Source organism: Kribbella aluminosa, from assembly GCF_017876295.1.
GTDB lineage: Bacteria > Actinomycetota > Actinomycetes > Propionibacteriales > Kribbellaceae > Kribbella > Kribbella aluminosa.
On sequence record NZ_JAGINT010000002.1, the window covers coordinates 4,424,627 to 4,440,179 of the forward strand.

Here is a 15,553-nt window from a genome sequence, read left to right on the forward strand (position 1 = left end):
ATTTGAAGGCCCCGGTGAATTACGCGACACTGATGTTGTGAAAACTTCCGCGACCACCCCTGCACCGAGCGGCTCCGTGCCGGCCGGAGCCGGTGTCACGCGGGACGAGTCCACCCGGGACCGGGTGGCCAGGTCGATCCTGACCAACGGTCCGTCCAGTGCCGCCGTACTTGCGGAGCGCCTGGAGCTGACCCCGGCAGCGGTCCGCCGGCACCTCGACCACCTGCTCGACGAGGGTCTGGTCGAGTCCCGGGAGGAGCGCGTCTACGGCCCCCGCGGCCGCGGCCGCCCCGCGAAGGTCTTCGTGCTGACCGACACCGGCCGGCACGCGTTCCACCAGGCGTACGACGACCTGGCGGCGACCGCGATCCGGTTCATCGCCGAAGCCGGCGGTGACGAGGCGGTCGGAGAGTTCGCCCGGCGCCGTTCCGCCGAGGTGGAGCGACGGTACCGGGAGCTGCTCGACGCGGCTCCTGACCACAAGAAGGCGGAGGTGCTCGCCCAGGCGCTCACCGCGGACGGGTACGCCGCGTCCACGGCGAAGGCCGCGCACGGAGAGCAGCTCTGCCAGCACCACTGCCCGGTCGCACACGTGGCCGAGCAGTTCCCCCAGCTGTGCGAGGCCGAGACCGAGGTGTTCTCGAGACTCCTCGGCAAGCACGTGCAGCGACTGGCCACCATCGCCCACGGCGACGGTGTCTGTACGACGCACATCCCGGGCCCAGCCCCTGCGGCCCCTGTAACCGACGGCGAATCTGCGAGGACACGATGACGCAAACCGCTCACCCCGAACTGGAAGGCCTCGGCAACTACCAGTACGGCTGGGCCGACTCCGACGCCGCCGGTGCGGTCGCCCAGCGCGGCATCAGCACCGACGTGGTGCGGGGCATCTCCGCGCTGAAGAACGAGCCGGAGTGGATGCTCGACCTGCGCCTGAAGGGCCTGAAGCTCTTCGACCGCAAGCCGATGCCGTCGTGGGGCGCCGACCTGTCCGGGATCGACTTCGACAACATCAAGTACTTCGTCCGCTCGACGGAGAAGCAGGCCACCAGCTGGGAAGAGCTGCCCGAGGACATCAAGAACACCTACGACAAGCTCGGCATCCCGGAGGCGGAGAAGCAGCGCCTGGTCGCCGGCGTCGCCGCGCAGTACGAGTCGGAGGTCGTCTACCACCAGATCCGTGAGGACCTGGAGGCGCAGGGCGTCATCTTCCTGGACACCGACACCGGCCTGAAGGAGCACCCGGAGATCTTCAAGGAGTACTTCGGCTCCGTGATCCCGGTCGGTGACAACAAGTTCGCCTCGCTGAACACCGCGGTCTGGTCCGGCGGCTCGTTCATCTACGTGCCCAAGGGCGTCAAGGTGGACATCCCGCTGCAGGCCTACTTCCGGATCAACACCGAGAACATGGGCCAGTTCGAGCGGACCCTGATCATCGTCGACGAGGACGCCTACGTGCACTACGTCGAGGGCTGTACGGCGCCGATCTACAAGTCGGACTCGCTGCACTCCGCGGTGGTCGAGATCATCGTGAAGAAGGGCGCCCGCTGCCGCTACACGACGATCCAGAACTGGTCGAACAACGTCTACAACCTGGTCACCAAGCGCGCCACCTGCGAAGAGGGCGCGACGATGGAGTGGATCGACGGCAACATCGGTTCCAAGGTGACGATGAAGTACCCGGCCGTCTACCTGATGGGCGAGCACGCCAAGGGCGAGACGCTGTCGATCGCGTTCGCCGGCGAGGGCCAGCACCAGGACGCCGGCTCGAAGATGGTCCACAACGCGCCGTACACGTCGAGCTCGATCATCTCCAAGTCCGTCGCCCGCGGTGGCGGCCGGACGTCGTACCGCGGTCTGGTCGAGGTCGCGCCCGGCAGTCACCACAGCAAGTCCACGGTGCGCTGTGACGCGCTGCTGGTCGACACCATCAGCCGTTCGGACACCTACCCGTACGTCGACGTCCGCGAGGACGACGTGGCGATGGGGCACGAGGCGACCGTGTCCAAGGTCAGCGACGACCAGCTCTTCTACCTGATGAGCCGGGGCATGGCCGAGGACGAGGCGATGGCGATGATCGTCCGCGGCTTCATCGAGCCGATCGCCCGCGAGCTCCCGATGGAGTACGCACTGGAACTCAACCGGCTCATCGAGCTGCAGATGGAAGGGGCCGTCGGCTGATGCCAGCAGCGGATACTGTTGCTGAAACCCTTGTTGCTACCGGCAACAAACCGCACTCCCACGGGCCGGGTTCCCCGGTCCCGCTCCGGGCCCGCAGCGAGCGTCCGACGTCGTACGACGTCAACGCGTTCTCGGTGCCGACCGGACGCGAGGAGGAGTGGCGTTTCACCCCGGTCAAGCAGCTCAAGGCCCTGTTCGAGGACGCGGCCGGCAGCGAGACGCCGAAGGTCGACGCGTCCGGTCCGGAAGGCGTGGTCTTCGAGACCGTCGCGGCCGACTCGTCGAAGGTCGGCAAGCCGCAGGACCGGTCCGCGGCCGTCGCCTGGAAGCACGCCGGTGACGCGTTCGCGGTCCGGATCCCGGTCGAGGCCGAGCTGACCGAGCCGGTGCACGTGAACGTCGCGAACCTCGGCGCCCGCGGCTTCAGCCACCTGATCGTCGAGGCCGGCCGGCACAGCCGGGCGATCGTGATCATCGACCACAACGGCGCCGGTGAGCTGAGCAGCAACGTCGAGATCGTCGTCGGCGACGGCGCCGACCTGCGGGTCGTCTCGATCCAGCAGGCCGACCACGAGTCGATCCACCTCGGCCAGCACGACGCGCTGGTCGGCCGGGACGCGAAGCTCCACCACGTCGTCGTGACGCTGGGCGGCAGGATCGTCCGGATCGCCACCAACGTCCGGTACGCCGGACCTGGCGGCGACGCCGAACTCCTCGGCGTGTACTTCGCCGAGTCGGGTCAGCACCACGAGAACAGGCTGTTCGTCGACCACGAGGCCGTGCAGTGCAAGAGCAACGCGATCTACAAGGGTGCGCTGGCCGGTGACCACGCCCGCTCGGTCTGGATCGGCGACGTCCTGATCCGGGCCGCGGCCGAGGGCACCAACACCTTCGAGCTGAACCGGAACCTCGTCCTGACCGAGGGCGCCCGGGCCGACTCGGTGCCGAACCTGGAGATCGAGACCGGCGAGATCGAGGGCGCCGGCCACGCGTCCGCGACCGGCCGGTTCGACGACGAGCAGCTGTTCTACCTGCAGGCCCGCGGCATCCCCGAGGACGCGGCCCGGCGGCTGGTGGTGTCCGGCTTCTTCAACGACATCATCGGCAAGATCGGCGTACCCGAGGTCACCGAGCACCTGCACGAGGTGATCGAAGAGAAGCTGGCCCGGACCGCGGAGTTGAGCGCGTCCGCCAAGGCGGTCATCGGCCAGTGAGCGACAGCTTCGAGCGTGCCTGCGCCGCCGCCGACGTCCCCGACGAGGGAGTGATCCCGGTCGAGGTCGGCGGCGTCGAGGTCGCGGTCGTGAAGAGCGAAGGGCAGTTCTTCGCGGTGCGGGACGAGTGCTCGCACGCGCAGATCCAGCTGTCCGAGGGTGACGTCGGCGAGTGCGAGATCGAGTGCTGGCTGCACGGCTCCCGCTTCGACCTGCGCACCGGCGAGCCGACCAGCCTGCCGGCGTACGACCCGGTGCCGATCTACCCCGTGCGCCTCGACGGCGACGACGTACTCGTCGACGTGAAGAACCCCATCAACCAAGCTTCCCTGTAAACCCGACGGAGATAGAGAAACCTCATGGCGACACTCGAGATTCGCGACCTGCACGTGTCGGTCGACACCGATGCCGGACCGAAGCAGATCCTGCGCGGCGTCAACCTGACCATCGCGGGTGGTCAGACGCACGCGATCATGGGTCCGAACGGTTCCGGCAAGTCGACGCTGGCGTACTCGATCGCCGGCCACCCGAAGTACAACATCACCAGCGGCACCGTCACCCTCGACGGCGAGGACGTCCTCGACATGAAGGTCGACGAGCGCGCCCGGGCCGGCCTGTTCCTCGCGATGCAGTACCCGGTCGAGGTGCCGGGTGTCTCGGTGGCGAACTTCCTGCGTACTGCGAAGACCGCGATCGACGGCGAGGCCCCGAAGCTGCGCACCTGGGTCAAGGACGTCAACAAGGCGCTGGCCGACCTGGACATGGACCCCGACTTCGGCACCCGGAATGTGAACGAGGGCTTCTCCGGCGGTGAGAAGAAGCGCCACGAGATCGTCCAGCTGGAGCTGCTGAACCCGAAGATCGCGATCCTCGACGAGACCGACTCGGGCCTCGACATCGACGCGCTGAAGATCGTCTCGACCGGGGTCAACCGGTTCGCGTCGCAGGGTGACAAGGGCGTCCTGCTGATCACCCACTACACGCGGATCCTGCGCTACATCAAGCCGGACTTCGTGCACGTCTTCGTCGACGGCCGCGTCGCCGAAGAGGGTGGCCCGGAGCTGGCCGACGAGCTCGAGGCCAACGGGTACGAGCGGTTCCTGAAGGCCGGCGCGAAGTGACCGACGCCCGGACCTCCAATAGCAGTCCCTTGACTGGGCTTTTTAGTCCGTTGGACGTGCAGTCGGTCCGGGCGGACTTTCCCATCCTGTCCCGCGAGCTGGCCGGCGGGTTCCCGCTGGTCTACCTGGACTCGGCGAACTCCTCGCAGAAGCCGCGCCAGGTCGTGCAGGCGATCGAGGACCACTACCTCAAGCACAACGCGAACGTCGCCCGCGCCATGCACCAGCTCGGTGCCGAGGCGACCGCGGCGTACGAGGGCGGCCGGGACAAGGTCGCCGCGTTCCTCGGGGCCACCAACCGGGACGAGATCGTCTTCACCAAGAACGCCTCAGAGGCGCTCAACCTGGCCGCACACACGCTCGGCGCGTCCCTGAAACCGGGCGATGTCGTGGTGGTCTCCGAGATGGAGCACCACAGCAACATCGTGCCGTGGCAGCTCGCCTGTGAGCGGACCGGCGCGACGCTGAAGTGGTTCGGCGTCACCGAGGACGGGCGGCTCGACACCAGCAACATCGAGGAGCTGCTGACCGAGAACACCAAGGTCGTCGCCCTGACCTGGGTGTCGAACGCGCTCGGCACGATCAACCCGATCAGCGACATCGCCGCCAAGGCGCACGCGGTCGGCGCGACGATGGTCGTCGACGCGTCACAGGCGGTCCCGCAGTTCCCGGTCGACGTCTCGACGCTCGGCGCGGACCTGCTGGTGTTCACCGGTCACAAGGTCGTCGGCCCGACCGGTGTCGGCGTGCTCTGGGGCCGGTACGACCTGCTCGCGTCGCTGCCGCCGTTCCTCGGCGGTGGCGAGATGATCGAGGTCGTCCGGATGACCGGCTCGACGTACGCCGCTCCGCCGGCCAGGTTCGAGGCCGGTACGCCGCCGATCGCGCAGGCGGTCGGGCTCGGTGCGGCCATCGACTACCTGTCCGGGATCGGCATGGACAAGATCGCCGCGCACGAGCACGCGATCGTCGAGTACGCGCTGGACGGGCTGAAGACCGTACCCGGTCTGCACCTGCTCGGCCCGACGGACGCCACCGACCACGGCGGTGCGATCAGCTTCGCGCTGGACGGCGTCCACCCGCACGACGTGTCGACAGTGCTGGACACCCGCGGTATCGCAGTACGCGCGGGGCACCACTGCGCGCGGCCGGTGCACGAGCGGTTCGGAATGCAATCGTCGACCAGAGCGTCTTTCTATCTGTACACGACGCGCGAGGAGATCGAGGCGCTCGTGGACGGCCTGGGATTCGTGCGCAAGTATTTCAAGGTGGACTGATATGCAGCTGGACAGCCTCTACCAGGAGATCATCCTGGACCACTACCGCAGCCCGCACCACGCGGGCCTCGCGGAGCCGTACGACGTGGAGGTGCACCACGTGAACCCGTCCTGCGGGGACGAGGTCACGCTCCGGGTCGAGCTCGACGGCGACACGGTGAAGTCCGTGACGCACGACAGCGTCGGCTGCTCGATCAGCCAGGCGGCGACCTCGGTGATGTCGGACCTGGTGATCGGCAAGCCGGTGGCCGAGGGCATGGCGACGTACCAGAAGTTCCTCGAACTGATGCAGGGCCGGGGGAATGTCCAACCCGACGAAGAGGTTCTGGAGGACGGTGTGGCGTTCGCGGGCGTCGCGCAGTTCCCGGCCCGGGTGAAGTGTGCTCTGCTGGGCTGGTCCGCGTGGCGCGATGCCACCGCCCAGGCCCTGGCCAACAATGGGCGAGCCGACCAAGGAGTGAGCAATGGCTGACCAGACCGACGAGAAGATCGAGCTGCCCGAGGTGGACCTCGCGGCCGGCACGTCCCCGGCCAAGGTGGAGGACGTCACCGAGGCACTGAAGGACGTCGTCGACCCCGAGCTCGGCATCAACGTCGTCGACCTCGGCCTGATCTACGGCATCACGGTCGACGACGCCAGTACGGCGATCATCGACATGACGCTGACGTCCGCGGCCTGCCCGCTGACCGACGTGATCGAGGACCAGACCCGAATGGCCCTCGACGGCCTGGTCAACGACTTCCGCATCAACTGGGTCTGGATGCCCCCGTGGGGCCCGGAGAAGATCACCGACGACGGCCGCGACCAACTCCGCGCCCTCGGCTTCAACGTGTGAGCCCAGCAATCTGCAAGCATTGACAGCAGATTGCTCGATTCGGTAAAGGCGGCGGATGGCCACACTCACACTTCGCAACGTGCCGGAGGAAACCCGGCGCGCACTGAAGCGACGTGCAGCTCAGCACAACCGGTCGATGGAGGCGGAGGCCCGGGTGGACGCCGCTGTGGCTCCGCGGAACTTCATCGAGGCCGTGCTCAGCTGGCCGGCGGACAACGGACCGGACCTCGCCATCACCTCCGTAACCGTTCACGAACTGCTGTCCGGCGTCCTCCGCCTTCCCGAAGGACGGCCGGAAAGTCGACCTCGGTCGAGGACAGCATGATCGCCGCCATCGCACTGTCGCACGGAGTGCAGGTTGCGACCCGGAACGTCGCGCACTTCGCCGGATTCGGCGTCGAGGTTGTCAACCCATGGGACGAATGACGCGCGTCGTCCACGTTGCGCCGGAGCGGTTGGACAGGTGGTTGGGCGGCTTCGGCGAGCGGCACGGTGGGGTGCGGTACGACGTGACGCCGACCGCGGTCACGTTGTCCGCCGAGGACGGCGAGACGGCCGTTGTGACCGTGCCTTTCGAGCCTCTTGCGGAGTTGTCCCGTGCGGGGCTTGTTGCACATGTACTGCGGCCGCGGCGCCTTGGCGTGCTGCTGGTTCGGCGGGGCGGGTACGGCGCCGGGGTGTTTGCCGACGGCAAGCTTCTCGACTCGAAGGTCGGGGCCCGGCACGTGCAGGGGACGACCAAGGCCGGGGGCTGGTCGCAGCAGCGGTATGCGCGGCGCCGGGACAACCAGGCGCGGGAGGCGTTCGCGGCCGCGACCGAGGTCGCGGTGCGGATCCTGGCGCCGGCGAAACTCGACGTGCTGGTGTGTGGGGGAGACCGGCGGGCCGTCGACACCGTGCTCGAGGACCCGCGGCTGCGTGACCTCGTCCCGCTGGTGCGGGCGCCGTTCCTCGGCGTACCGGACCCGAAGCAGAAGGTCCTCGAGCAGGCCGGGGCGGACGCCCGCGCGATCCGGATCGCGCTGGATCAGGCCGGGTCCGAGTAGCTGTCCCGGATCAGCAGCAGCCGTTCGAGCCGGAACCGCCCGGGGTCGAGCGCCCGAACCCCCTGGCCCGGTTCGGTCCAGAACGCCTCGTCGGGTACGACGTCGGCGGTCGGAGGGATGAACTTCACGACCTCCTCGACCGCCTGCCGGGCGACGACCATCGCGGCGCGGGCCGTCTCGCTGCGGTCGCCGACCGGCACCTGACCGGCGATCCGGTCGGCGACCGCGAGCCATTGCCCGGCGTCGATCAGCTCGGACGGCTCCGGCCCTCCGAACGAGTACAGGCCGTCGTCGCGCGGCTCCTGTGGAAGCGAGAACAGGTACTCGCGGTGCGTACCGCAGCCCAGGCACACTCCGGCGTAGCCGAGCACCGGCTCGAGCTCGGCCTCGCTCAGCCGATCCTGCCAGTCGGCCTGGTCGGAGCCGCAGTCCGGGCAGGCGTTGAGCTCGAGGTACAGCAGGACCTCGGTGGCTGTCCGGGCGATCGCGTACCGCGGGTCGTAGCCGTTCACTCGATGCCCACCCCCGATCCCGCCGCGGAACCTCCCGGCCGGAACACCGGCCGCGAGGTCGTGTCCTGGACGGAGGCGGCGCGGCGCATCCGTGAGTCGGTACCGGCGAGCGCGGATGCGGCGATCCCACGCTGCCGCAGTGCGTCGACGACCGCGCCGGTGAAGCGGCCCGGCTCGGTCTGCGCGGCGTGCAGGTCGCGGAGGTCGACCTGGCCTTCGGCGAGCAGGGCGAGTCGCGGATGCACGGTCGCGAGCGCCGCCGCGAAGCCGTTGTCGCCCCGGCAGGTCAACGTGCCGTCGGCTCCGGCGACGTACAGCCGTCGGGTGCCGTCGGCCTCCCGGACCCGGAGCCGGACGTTGGTGTGGTCGCGACGCGCCTGGTCGAGGGCGTCGACGAGCGGCCGGTACGGATGCTGCGCATCGGCGATCACGTCGGTCGTCACCGTCCGGACACGGGGCGGCCGATGGTGCCGTGCCGGGTTCGGGGCCGGGTTCGGGGCCGGGTTCGGGCCCGCAGGCTCGCCGGACTCCATCCGGGCCTGCATCGCCTCGTAGTCGTGCCGGAACATCGTCAGGTAGGCCTGACCGGTCGCCGCGTGCCGAACCGAGTACGCCCGGTCCACGATCGGGCGGTTGTGCCGATCCGTCCGACGGCGCTCGAAGTCGAGGTGGTAGGCGACGGCGACCTTGACCGTCACGACCTGACCGGACTCGTACGATCCGGTCTCGTGCCGCGCGCCGACCGTACCGGTGTCCTGTGCGCCGAACTGCCGGCCCTCCGACATCGTGGCCGCCAGGGCGCCGCCGGGCGTTACCCCGCCGACGGTCCCGGAGCCGGGCAGCAGCCGGTTGCTCCGCGCGGTCAACTGGCTCAGCCGCAACTCCCGCGTGTTCTCGCCGAGCTGGGTCGTCCACTGCTCGTCCGGGTCCGAGATCAGCTCGAGGCCGGAGACCTCCGCGCGCACCCGCATCGCGACCGTGCGGGCCGGGTTGCCGGGGACGGCCAGCGGTACGAGTTCGTAGCCGCTCGGGCCGGCCATCTCCTGGAACGCGACCATCCGGTTGCTGCCGCCGAGCAGGCTCTCCAGAGTGGCCCGGTGCGTCCGGACGCCGCCGGCCCCGAGCAGATCCATCCGGGACAGGCGGGCGCAGACTGCGCCGAACAGCGTGTTCTCCGGCTCGGACGCCTCCGAATGCGGGATCGTGCCTTCGACCAGATAGTTGTCCGGCAGCCGGACGGTCCGGTGGTCGGACAGCACCGGGCCGGCGCCGACGGGCTCCGAGTCGAGTACGGACGCCGGGATCGAGAGACTCATCCGCCCGCTGGCCACCCGGCGGGTGGCAGGGCGCCGGGGCGTCCCGCCGGCCTCGTCGGAGTCCTCGACCTCGACGGTCAGCTCGTAGTCGCGTTCGACCCGGGCCGTCACGACGGACAGGCCGGTGCTGATCCGGGTGTTGAGTTCGCTGCTCGTCGCGGTCGTGGAGGTCCCGAGCTCCAGTCCGGCGCCCGCGGTCAGTGATGCTCCGTCGGAGAGCGACAGCCCGGCCGATGCGTCGTACGCCGTCCCGCGGCCGGCGCTGCGGTTGCGCTCCTTCATGCTCCACAGCTGGACGAGGCCGAAACCGTTGCCGGTGTGGCCCTCGGTGCCGCCCGCGTCGGTCGTGATCGGGCCGGTGAACCGGAGCCGGATCCGGACCCGGAGGTTCCGTGTCCCGGCGCCGTCGCGGACCGGCAACTCGCGGACGAACCCGGCCGGGTCGAGCATGTCGTCCAGCTGCTGACGCCAGCGGGGACCGGCCAGATCTCCGCGCAGCGCGCTGATCAGCACCGGATCGGCCAGCGCCCGAGGCAGGTGCTCGCCGATGGCGGCAGACACCTCCCGGAACGGGTCCGTGTCGTTGCCGTGGCGGTCCTGGAGAGAGGACCGGTCGACCTGCGCGGCTCCCATGAGCTGCTGGTAGTGCCGTGGCACCCGGACCTCGGCCCGCTGGCGGACCAGTTCCTCGGCCGAGGCGAGGACCGTGTCGAGGCGCTGCTGGTCAGCCGTCTGCCGCAGACCGGCGACGCTTACCAGCAGGTCGGCGAGCCGCTCCTGCGTATGGCCGGCTGCCAGGTTGTCACTCGCTCCGTCCGGCCCGGCCTTCTCCTGCTGGTAACGCCGTAGCAGCGCGACCGTGGTACGGCGGGACAGGGCGAGATTGCCATTGAGCAGACGTTCGACGGCATCCGAAACCTGGTGTAGCGGCAGGTCCAGCTCGCGCCGTCCGTACAGCCGCAGCGCGTCGTGCTCGGGGAGGGTGAGGATCACGGCTCCCGATTCCAGCGGGACGGCCCGCGGCTTCGAGCCCCCGGATCGCAGCTGCGCGGCGAGCACCAGATCGCCCCGGAACTGATAGTGCTGCCCGTCCCGCATGAGGGTCCGTTCGACACCGGTGGTGGCCGAGTCGGATCCGGCCGCGGTGACGGTGGTCGACCGGGTGCCACTGACCGTCCCGCCGATGGCGGAACGGTCGGCCGACACCGAGCCGGCACCGCCACTCGCCCCGGCCGTCGCACCGGACGAGACGCCTGACGTGCTGCTGACGCCCGCGAGCGTCACGTTGAGCTCGGCGAGGATCGGCCCGCCGGTGCCGACGTACTGGAGGTTCTCGATGCCGGTGGTGATACCGAGCGTCGTCTGTCGCGGGGCGAGGCTGCGATGCCGCAGGACGTCCAGCGGATCGGACGGACCCGGGCCGATCGCGAGGCCGGTGGTGTACTCGGAGGTGAGCAGCTCCGGGCGGGCGATGAGGTTCCGGGGGGCGAGAAAGCCACTCAGGTGGTGCAGTGCCGAGTTGTCGCCGCGTGCGAGTTCCGGGACCGCGGCGGTCAGTCGTGCGATCGGGTCCCGGGCGTCGACGTGATGGATGGTGGCAGTGTCCAGGAGCCCGGCCCGCACCGGGCCGGGCACGGCGAGCGTCGGCCGGCCGGCCGGGTTGCAGAACTCGCTGTCGATCCAGACCTGCGCCGAGCCCTCGGACCTGACCACCGGGACGCTGCCGCCGTCGGCGGTGATCTCACTGATCGTGATGGTGTGCGGTACGTCGAACACGGCGACCTGTGCGTTCGACTCGGACACCGTCATCCGGTAGGCGCTGCGGGTGGCGGACCAGGCGACGTGGCGGCCGAGGGACGAGCGGCCGGCGACGGCTCCGGCCTGCGGCGCGATGCCGGCCCGACCTTCCGCGGGCGGATCGGTCACGCCGACCCGGACCGACCACGGCAGGCTCCGCGAGCGGCCGCCGGTGCGCCCGGAGGTGCTGACGCCGATGTCGACGTTGACGACCATGTCGTCGTCGGCCAGGCCGATCGGCGTGACGCGGTCGAAGTGTTGCTCGATGGCGATCCGGTAGCTGCGCACCCGGGGCGGGAGACCGGTCCTGTGCTCGGTGAGCTGGAAGACCAGCTGGTCCTGTGCCGCATGGTCGTACCCGGTCTCCAGCCGCTGCCTGGCGAGCTGCTGGACGGCCCGCTCCCAGTTCTCCGCGCGGCTGAGCTGCACCGCTGGGTCCCGGCCGGTGAACGCCGCGGGCCGGGGGATCCCGCCGGGGCCGAGCGGCGGAATCATCGACTGCTGGGCGAGGTGTGCGAGGAAGCTCTCGCGTGCCTGGTCGATGCCGGTGAGATTCCTGATCATCGCCGGGCCGGCTCCGCGCAGTTGGCCCGGTCCGGAGCCGAGCCAGTCGGGCAGCCGCAGCGGGGCCGCGACCGGGACCGGATCGCCGCGGAGCAGTAGCCGCCCATCGGTTCCGTGCCGCGGCAGCCCGTCGGCATCACGAACGACGGCTGCGGCCGGTACCGGCAGGCCGTACCGGAACGCGTCCCGCTCGGCGATCCGCAGCCACGCGTCGCCGGCGCCTTCGATGCTGAACGAGTCGTCGCGGTCGAGACGATGAACGCTGACCTTGTGCCGCAGCCGCACCTTCACACCGACCGTGGGCGCGATGCGCTGGGTGCTCCACCGGCTGCCGAGATCCGCGGTGGAGGCGCTGTCTTCCCGGCCGGTGCTGCGTCCGGCGCGAAGTCCCGGCGCGACGGCGGCGCCGGTCGAGCCGATGCCGGCCAGCGCGGAGCCGGCGTACGTGGCAGTGAGGCTGACCGTTCGGGACGAGCTGAACGCCTGGGCGCCGGAGGATCCGGAGTTGCCGACGCGCCACAGTTCGAGTTTGTGGTCGGGCGAGCTGTCGCTGACCAGCGTCGCCGAGTCCAGTTCGGCCACGGTCTCCAGCTGTGCCCAGGCGACCGGCTGACCGCCGTTGGTGATCAGCCGCCAGACACCGCCGGGACGGGTGGTCTCGTCCAGGCGGGTCAGTGCGTCCTCGGCGAGCAGGCTGCGGACCCGGTCGTGTCCGACCCGGTCGAGGGAGCCGAGGCGCCGGCGAAGCTCCGCGACCGTTCGATCGCACAGGTCGTTCAGGCCATCGGCACGGGTGGCCATGTGCTCAGGCATGACGGTACTGCGGTCCGCGTCCAGGCCCAGGGTCGCGAGGTCGGTCTGCTCGGACGGCGGGGGAACGGTGTAGGTGTGGATGAAGCCGAGGTCGATCGTCGCCGAGTCGTGGTCCGTGCCGGAATCCACGGTCCGGACCGGCGACCACTCGCCGGCCGCCCCGGTACGGATTCGCCAGCTCCACCGTGGACGCGACCCGCGGTAGCGCAGGAACTCCCCGCGCAGTGCCTCGACCGCACCTGTCTGGGCGAACTCGGTCGCCCCGCCACTGACCGCGTCGCTCCGACCGGAACCGACCTCGAACCCGGGAGAGACCAGGTGTGCGACGGCCTTGAGCTTGCTCGTGTCCGGCAGCGCCGTGGTTACCGAGCGCAGGTCCGCGCCGAGCGTCGTTCCGGACGTACGGCTCGCGGAGGTGGTGACGCCGAAGCCGGCCTGGACCACCTGCCCTACCTGCGCCTCGTCGATGTTCAGCGGACTGTCCAGCACCTCGTGAAGCTCGCCCGGGTCGAGTACCAGTTGCAGCTGGATCAGCTCGTCGGCGTCGGCGCGTGGGTCGTTGCCGATCGTCAGTACGACGCCGTCCGGTGCCAGGACGCGGCGACTCTCGGCGCGGAGCGCCCGGTGCAGCGCGTCGGGAGTGAACCGGTAGGACGACTTGCGGTCGGCGAGGGCCTGGTTCAGTTCCTGGCAGAGGGTGGTCAGGTGGGGGAGACGTCCGGACGGTAGTCCGTTGTGCTGTACGTCCGGCCGCGGAAGCGTCGCGGCAGTCGCCCGCTGGTACGCGCGCACGTGGTCGGCGGCCGCCTTCGTGGCGTGCTGGACGTCGTCGCTGGTGAGCAGTACCCGGTAGGCAGCGGCGGCGGCCCGGGCCTGGCCGGCCGCCGCGGTGCAGGTATCGGCGATTGCGGTGTGGCGCGCGGCGATGCGCAGCGTTGCAGTGGCCTTGCCGCGGAGCCGGCGGGTGCGCTCGCCGGCGGATGCGTCGGCTGTCTCAGCCTGGCGGTCGGCGGCGGCGAACAGCTCGCCGGCCCGGTCGTTCGCGCCCGCCGCGCTACGGGTCCGGACGTCCGCCCGGTGTACGTGGTGCGCGGCGGCGGACTCGAGCTCGGCGATCTGGCGGCGTACCCGGGTCCGGAAGCGTTCCCCGGCAGTCGTCGCGACCGGCTCGTCCCGGTCCGGTACGACGACCTGGAGCCCGGCGCCCGGGTGCACAGGCACCGAGTGTCCGGTGCTCCGGATGGCCCGGGAGACGTTCTCCAGGTCGAGTTCGACCTCGGCGAGAGTGCGGCCACCCAGGCTGTCGCGGGTCTCGTGCCACTCCTTGCTGAGCAGCCGGAACTCGGCGTACCGCGCCTCAGCCAGGCGATCACGCGCCTCGCGGTCGGCCCGGACGCCGACGCGGATGTCGCGCAGGAGCTCACGCACCCAGCCGAGGGGGCCGGTCGTCGCGACGCCACGGCCAGGCCCGGCGGACGGCACCGCACGATGACTCCCGCCGACCGGTGGCCGCGGGCGATCCCGTACCCGAAGCGTCGGGACCGTCTGGCCTGACTGGTGCCTGGCGAGCCGTTCGGCGTCGCGGTTCAGTGCCTGGGCGCCGGTGCCGAGATCCGCCGCGAGCGGGCGGTCGTCAGGTCGGCGGGCGCGGACCTTCGCCAGCCGCCGCAGGTCGGCGTCGGTGGCCAGCTGGTTGCCGTCCAGCAGGTTCTGCAGTAGCGCCTGAGCCTCGGCACGCTGCACCTCGGGCAGTCGGGGCAGGTCCAGCAGGGAGTCCAGGGCGGCGATCGCGCCGTCGGCACGGGAGCCGCCGCGGGCGCGATCGAGTTCAGCGCCGGCGAACGCCACCGCCTCGGCGAGCAGGCGCTGGCTGCTGACCTGTCCGGTCGCGCGTGCGGTGAGCCTGCGCTCCAGCCGGCGCAACGCTCTGCCGGGCAGCCGGTCCTTGGCGCTGCCCAGCCGCAGACTGCCGTCGCGGAGGACGACTGCCTCGGGCGCGACGATGCCGAATGCCAGCGCAAGTGCCTGCCGTGCCCGGGCCTGTGGGCGGCCCTCCAGAACCGTCGCGGTCGTCAATCGAGCATCCCCGTTCAGCACGCGGCGCCGACGGTGGCACCGATGATGTCGGGGACGATAGCAACCGGATGTTCAACTTTTCGCCATGTTTCCCATCAAACAGACGTCGAACGCGGGTGGAGATTCTCACCCCGGAATCGGTTGCGAAGAGCCCGTCGATGGGCTGTCTCAGTCGACGGCGTCGTAGAAGTTGTCGAAGTCCTCGAGCATTCCGCGGAAGGTCTCCAGGTCTTCCTCGAGCCGGGCCCGGGTGACCAGGTACGGGTCCGCCAGCTTGGCGCTGCGGCCGAACTGCGACCAGATCTCCGAGTCCGGGACCTGGTCGCCGCCGTGGTCGCCCTCGGGCAGGAACGCCGTCGCCTGCAGGAGCGCGTCGACCGCGAGCTCCCAGCCGAGCCGGATGTGGCGGCGCCGCTCGGTGTGCTGGAAGTCGTTGCTCGCCGGGTCGGGCTCGCCGGCGTACTTCAGCATGTCCGCGAGCGCCCAGTTCTGGTACAGGTACGCGACGTGCACCCATTCCGCGGCGTCGATCAGCCGGGACCGGCCGATCCCGAACGGTGCGCCGACCTGGATCGTGGTCTTCTCGGACACGTACGGGATGACGATGTCGCCGACCGGTGACTGGTAGGTCCAGGAGTCCGGACCCTCGATCAGGTTCGTGCCGAGCTTCATCGGCGCCGCACCGCCGAGCGACAGCGCCGGCACCGGCTGGCCCGGCTCGCCCGGTGGTTGCTCCCGCTCCGAGAGCCGGAGACTCACGTAGGTCTGGGCTTCCCAGATACTCCGCGCCATCAGCATCG

13 protein-coding genes are annotated in these 15,553 nt (G+C 70.2%); 10 read left to right on the forward strand and 3 right to left on the reverse strand.

The annotated features are described in order from the left end of the window. The first annotated feature begins 76 nt into the window (after nucleotides 1–76). From JOF29_RS42115 to JOF29_RS42160, 10 genes are all read left to right on the forward strand, one after another. On the forward strand, nucleotides 77–772 hold the full coding sequence (locus JOF29_RS42115) for a helix-turn-helix transcriptional regulator (protein ID WP_209700299.1): 696 nt from the start codon (nucleotides 77–79) through the stop codon (nucleotides 770–772). Beyond that, on the forward strand, nucleotides 769–2,181 hold the full coding sequence (gene sufB / locus JOF29_RS42120) for a Fe-S cluster assembly protein SufB (RefSeq protein ID WP_209699862.1): 1,413 nt from the start codon (nucleotides 769–771) through the stop codon (nucleotides 2,179–2,181). Before JOF29_RS42115 ends, sufB begins: the two co-directional genes overlap by 4 nt. Beyond that, nucleotides 2,181–3,395 (forward strand): Fe-S cluster assembly protein SufD, encoded by a 1,215-nt coding sequence (sufD, locus tag JOF29_RS42125; protein ID WP_209699863.1) that lies wholly within the window; start codon nucleotides 2,181–2,183, stop codon nucleotides 3,393–3,395. The genes sufB and sufD overlap by 1 nt, the downstream gene beginning before the upstream one ends. Further along, complete coding sequence (locus JOF29_RS42130) at nucleotides 3,392–3,730, forward strand: non-heme iron oxygenase ferredoxin subunit (protein ID WP_209699864.1); 339 nt, start codon at nucleotides 3,392–3,394, stop codon at nucleotides 3,728–3,730. The genes sufD and JOF29_RS42130 overlap by 4 nt, the downstream gene beginning before the upstream one ends. A gap of 24 nt (nucleotides 3,731–3,754) precedes the next feature. After that, entirely contained in the window at nucleotides 3,755–4,516 is a 762-nt protein-coding gene (gene sufC, locus JOF29_RS42135; protein ID WP_209699865.1) for a Fe-S cluster assembly ATPase SufC, read from the forward strand. A 50-nt stretch (nucleotides 4,517–4,566) separates the two neighbouring features. After that, nucleotides 4,567–5,793, forward strand: a complete 1,227-nt coding sequence (locus JOF29_RS42140; RefSeq protein ID WP_245359948.1) for a cysteine desulfurase — start codon at nucleotides 4,567–4,569, stop codon at nucleotides 5,791–5,793. 1 nt (nucleotide 5,794) lies between these two features. Further along, nucleotides 5,795–6,265 (forward strand): Fe-S cluster assembly sulfur transfer protein SufU, encoded by a 471-nt coding sequence (gene sufU / locus JOF29_RS42145; protein WP_209699867.1) that lies wholly within the window; start codon nucleotides 5,795–5,797, stop codon nucleotides 6,263–6,265. Continuing rightward, a complete protein-coding gene (locus JOF29_RS42150; protein ID WP_245359950.1) occupies nucleotides 6,258–6,629 on the forward strand; it encodes a metal-sulfur cluster assembly factor in 372 nt (123 codons plus the stop codon). Before sufU ends, JOF29_RS42150 begins: the two co-directional genes overlap by 8 nt. 55 nt (nucleotides 6,630–6,684) lie before the next feature. Further along, nucleotides 6,685–6,954 (forward strand): FitA-like ribbon-helix-helix domain-containing protein, encoded by a 270-nt coding sequence (locus JOF29_RS42155; protein ID WP_372446423.1) that lies wholly within the window; start codon nucleotides 6,685–6,687, stop codon nucleotides 6,952–6,954. An 88-nt stretch (nucleotides 6,955–7,042) separates the two neighbouring features. Continuing rightward, nucleotides 7,043–7,675 (forward strand): acVLRF1 family peptidyl-tRNA hydrolase, encoded by a 633-nt coding sequence (locus tag JOF29_RS42160; protein ID WP_209699869.1) that lies wholly within the window; start codon nucleotides 7,043–7,045, stop codon nucleotides 7,673–7,675. Here the strand turns inward: JOF29_RS42160 and JOF29_RS42165 are convergent. The 3 genes from JOF29_RS42165 to JOF29_RS42175 all read right to left on the reverse strand — a co-directional run bounded on the left by JOF29_RS42165 (nucleotide 7,657) and on the right by JOF29_RS42175 (nucleotide 15,551). Further along, on the reverse strand, nucleotides 7,657–8,187 hold the full coding sequence (locus JOF29_RS42165; RefSeq protein WP_209699870.1) for a hypothetical protein: 531 nt from the start codon (nucleotides 8,185–8,187) through the stop codon (nucleotides 7,657–7,659). The two genes, JOF29_RS42160 and JOF29_RS42165, sit on opposite strands and share 19 nt — an antisense overlap. After that, the gene (locus JOF29_RS42170; RefSeq protein WP_209699871.1) at nucleotides 8,184–14,753 is read right to left on the reverse strand and encodes a hypothetical protein; all 6,570 of its coding nucleotides are present in this window, start codon (nucleotides 14,751–14,753) and stop codon (nucleotides 8,184–8,186) included. The genes JOF29_RS42165 and JOF29_RS42170 overlap by 4 nt, the downstream gene beginning before the upstream one ends. A 168-nt stretch (nucleotides 14,754–14,921) precedes the next feature. After that, nucleotides 14,922–15,551, reverse strand: a complete 630-nt coding sequence (locus JOF29_RS42175; protein WP_209699872.1) for a hypothetical protein — start codon at nucleotides 15,549–15,551, stop codon at nucleotides 14,922–14,924. Nucleotides 15,552–15,553 lie beyond the last annotated feature (2 nt).

Excerpts from the sequence above, each read along its gene's own strand:
- sufD (WP_209699863.1), top strand. The coding sequence starts at position 2,181 with ATGCCAGCAGCGGATACTGTTGCTGAAACCCTTGTTGCTACCGGCAAC.
- JOF29_RS42160 (WP_209699869.1), top strand. The coding sequence starts at position 7,043 with ATGGGACGAATGACGCGCGTCGTCCACGTTGCGCCGGAGCGGTTGGAC.
- JOF29_RS42150 (WP_245359950.1), top strand. The coding sequence starts at position 6,258 with ATGGCTGACCAGACCGACGAGAAGATCGAGCTGCCCGAGGTGGACCTC.
- sufB (WP_209699862.1), top strand. The coding sequence starts at position 769 with ATGACGCAAACCGCTCACCCCGAACTGGAAGGCCTCGGCAACTACCAG.
- JOF29_RS42155 (WP_372446423.1), top strand. The coding sequence starts at position 6,685 with ATGGCCACACTCACACTTCGCAACGTGCCGGAGGAAACCCGGCGCGCA.
- sufC (WP_209699865.1), top strand. The coding sequence starts at position 3,755 with ATGGCGACACTCGAGATTCGCGACCTGCACGTGTCGGTCGACACCGAT.
- JOF29_RS42175 (WP_209699872.1), bottom strand. The coding sequence starts at position 15,551 with ATGCTGATGGCGCGGAGTATCTGGGAAGCCCAGACCTACGTGAGTCTC.
- sufU (WP_209699867.1), top strand. The coding sequence starts at position 5,795 with ATGCAGCTGGACAGCCTCTACCAGGAGATCATCCTGGACCACTACCGC.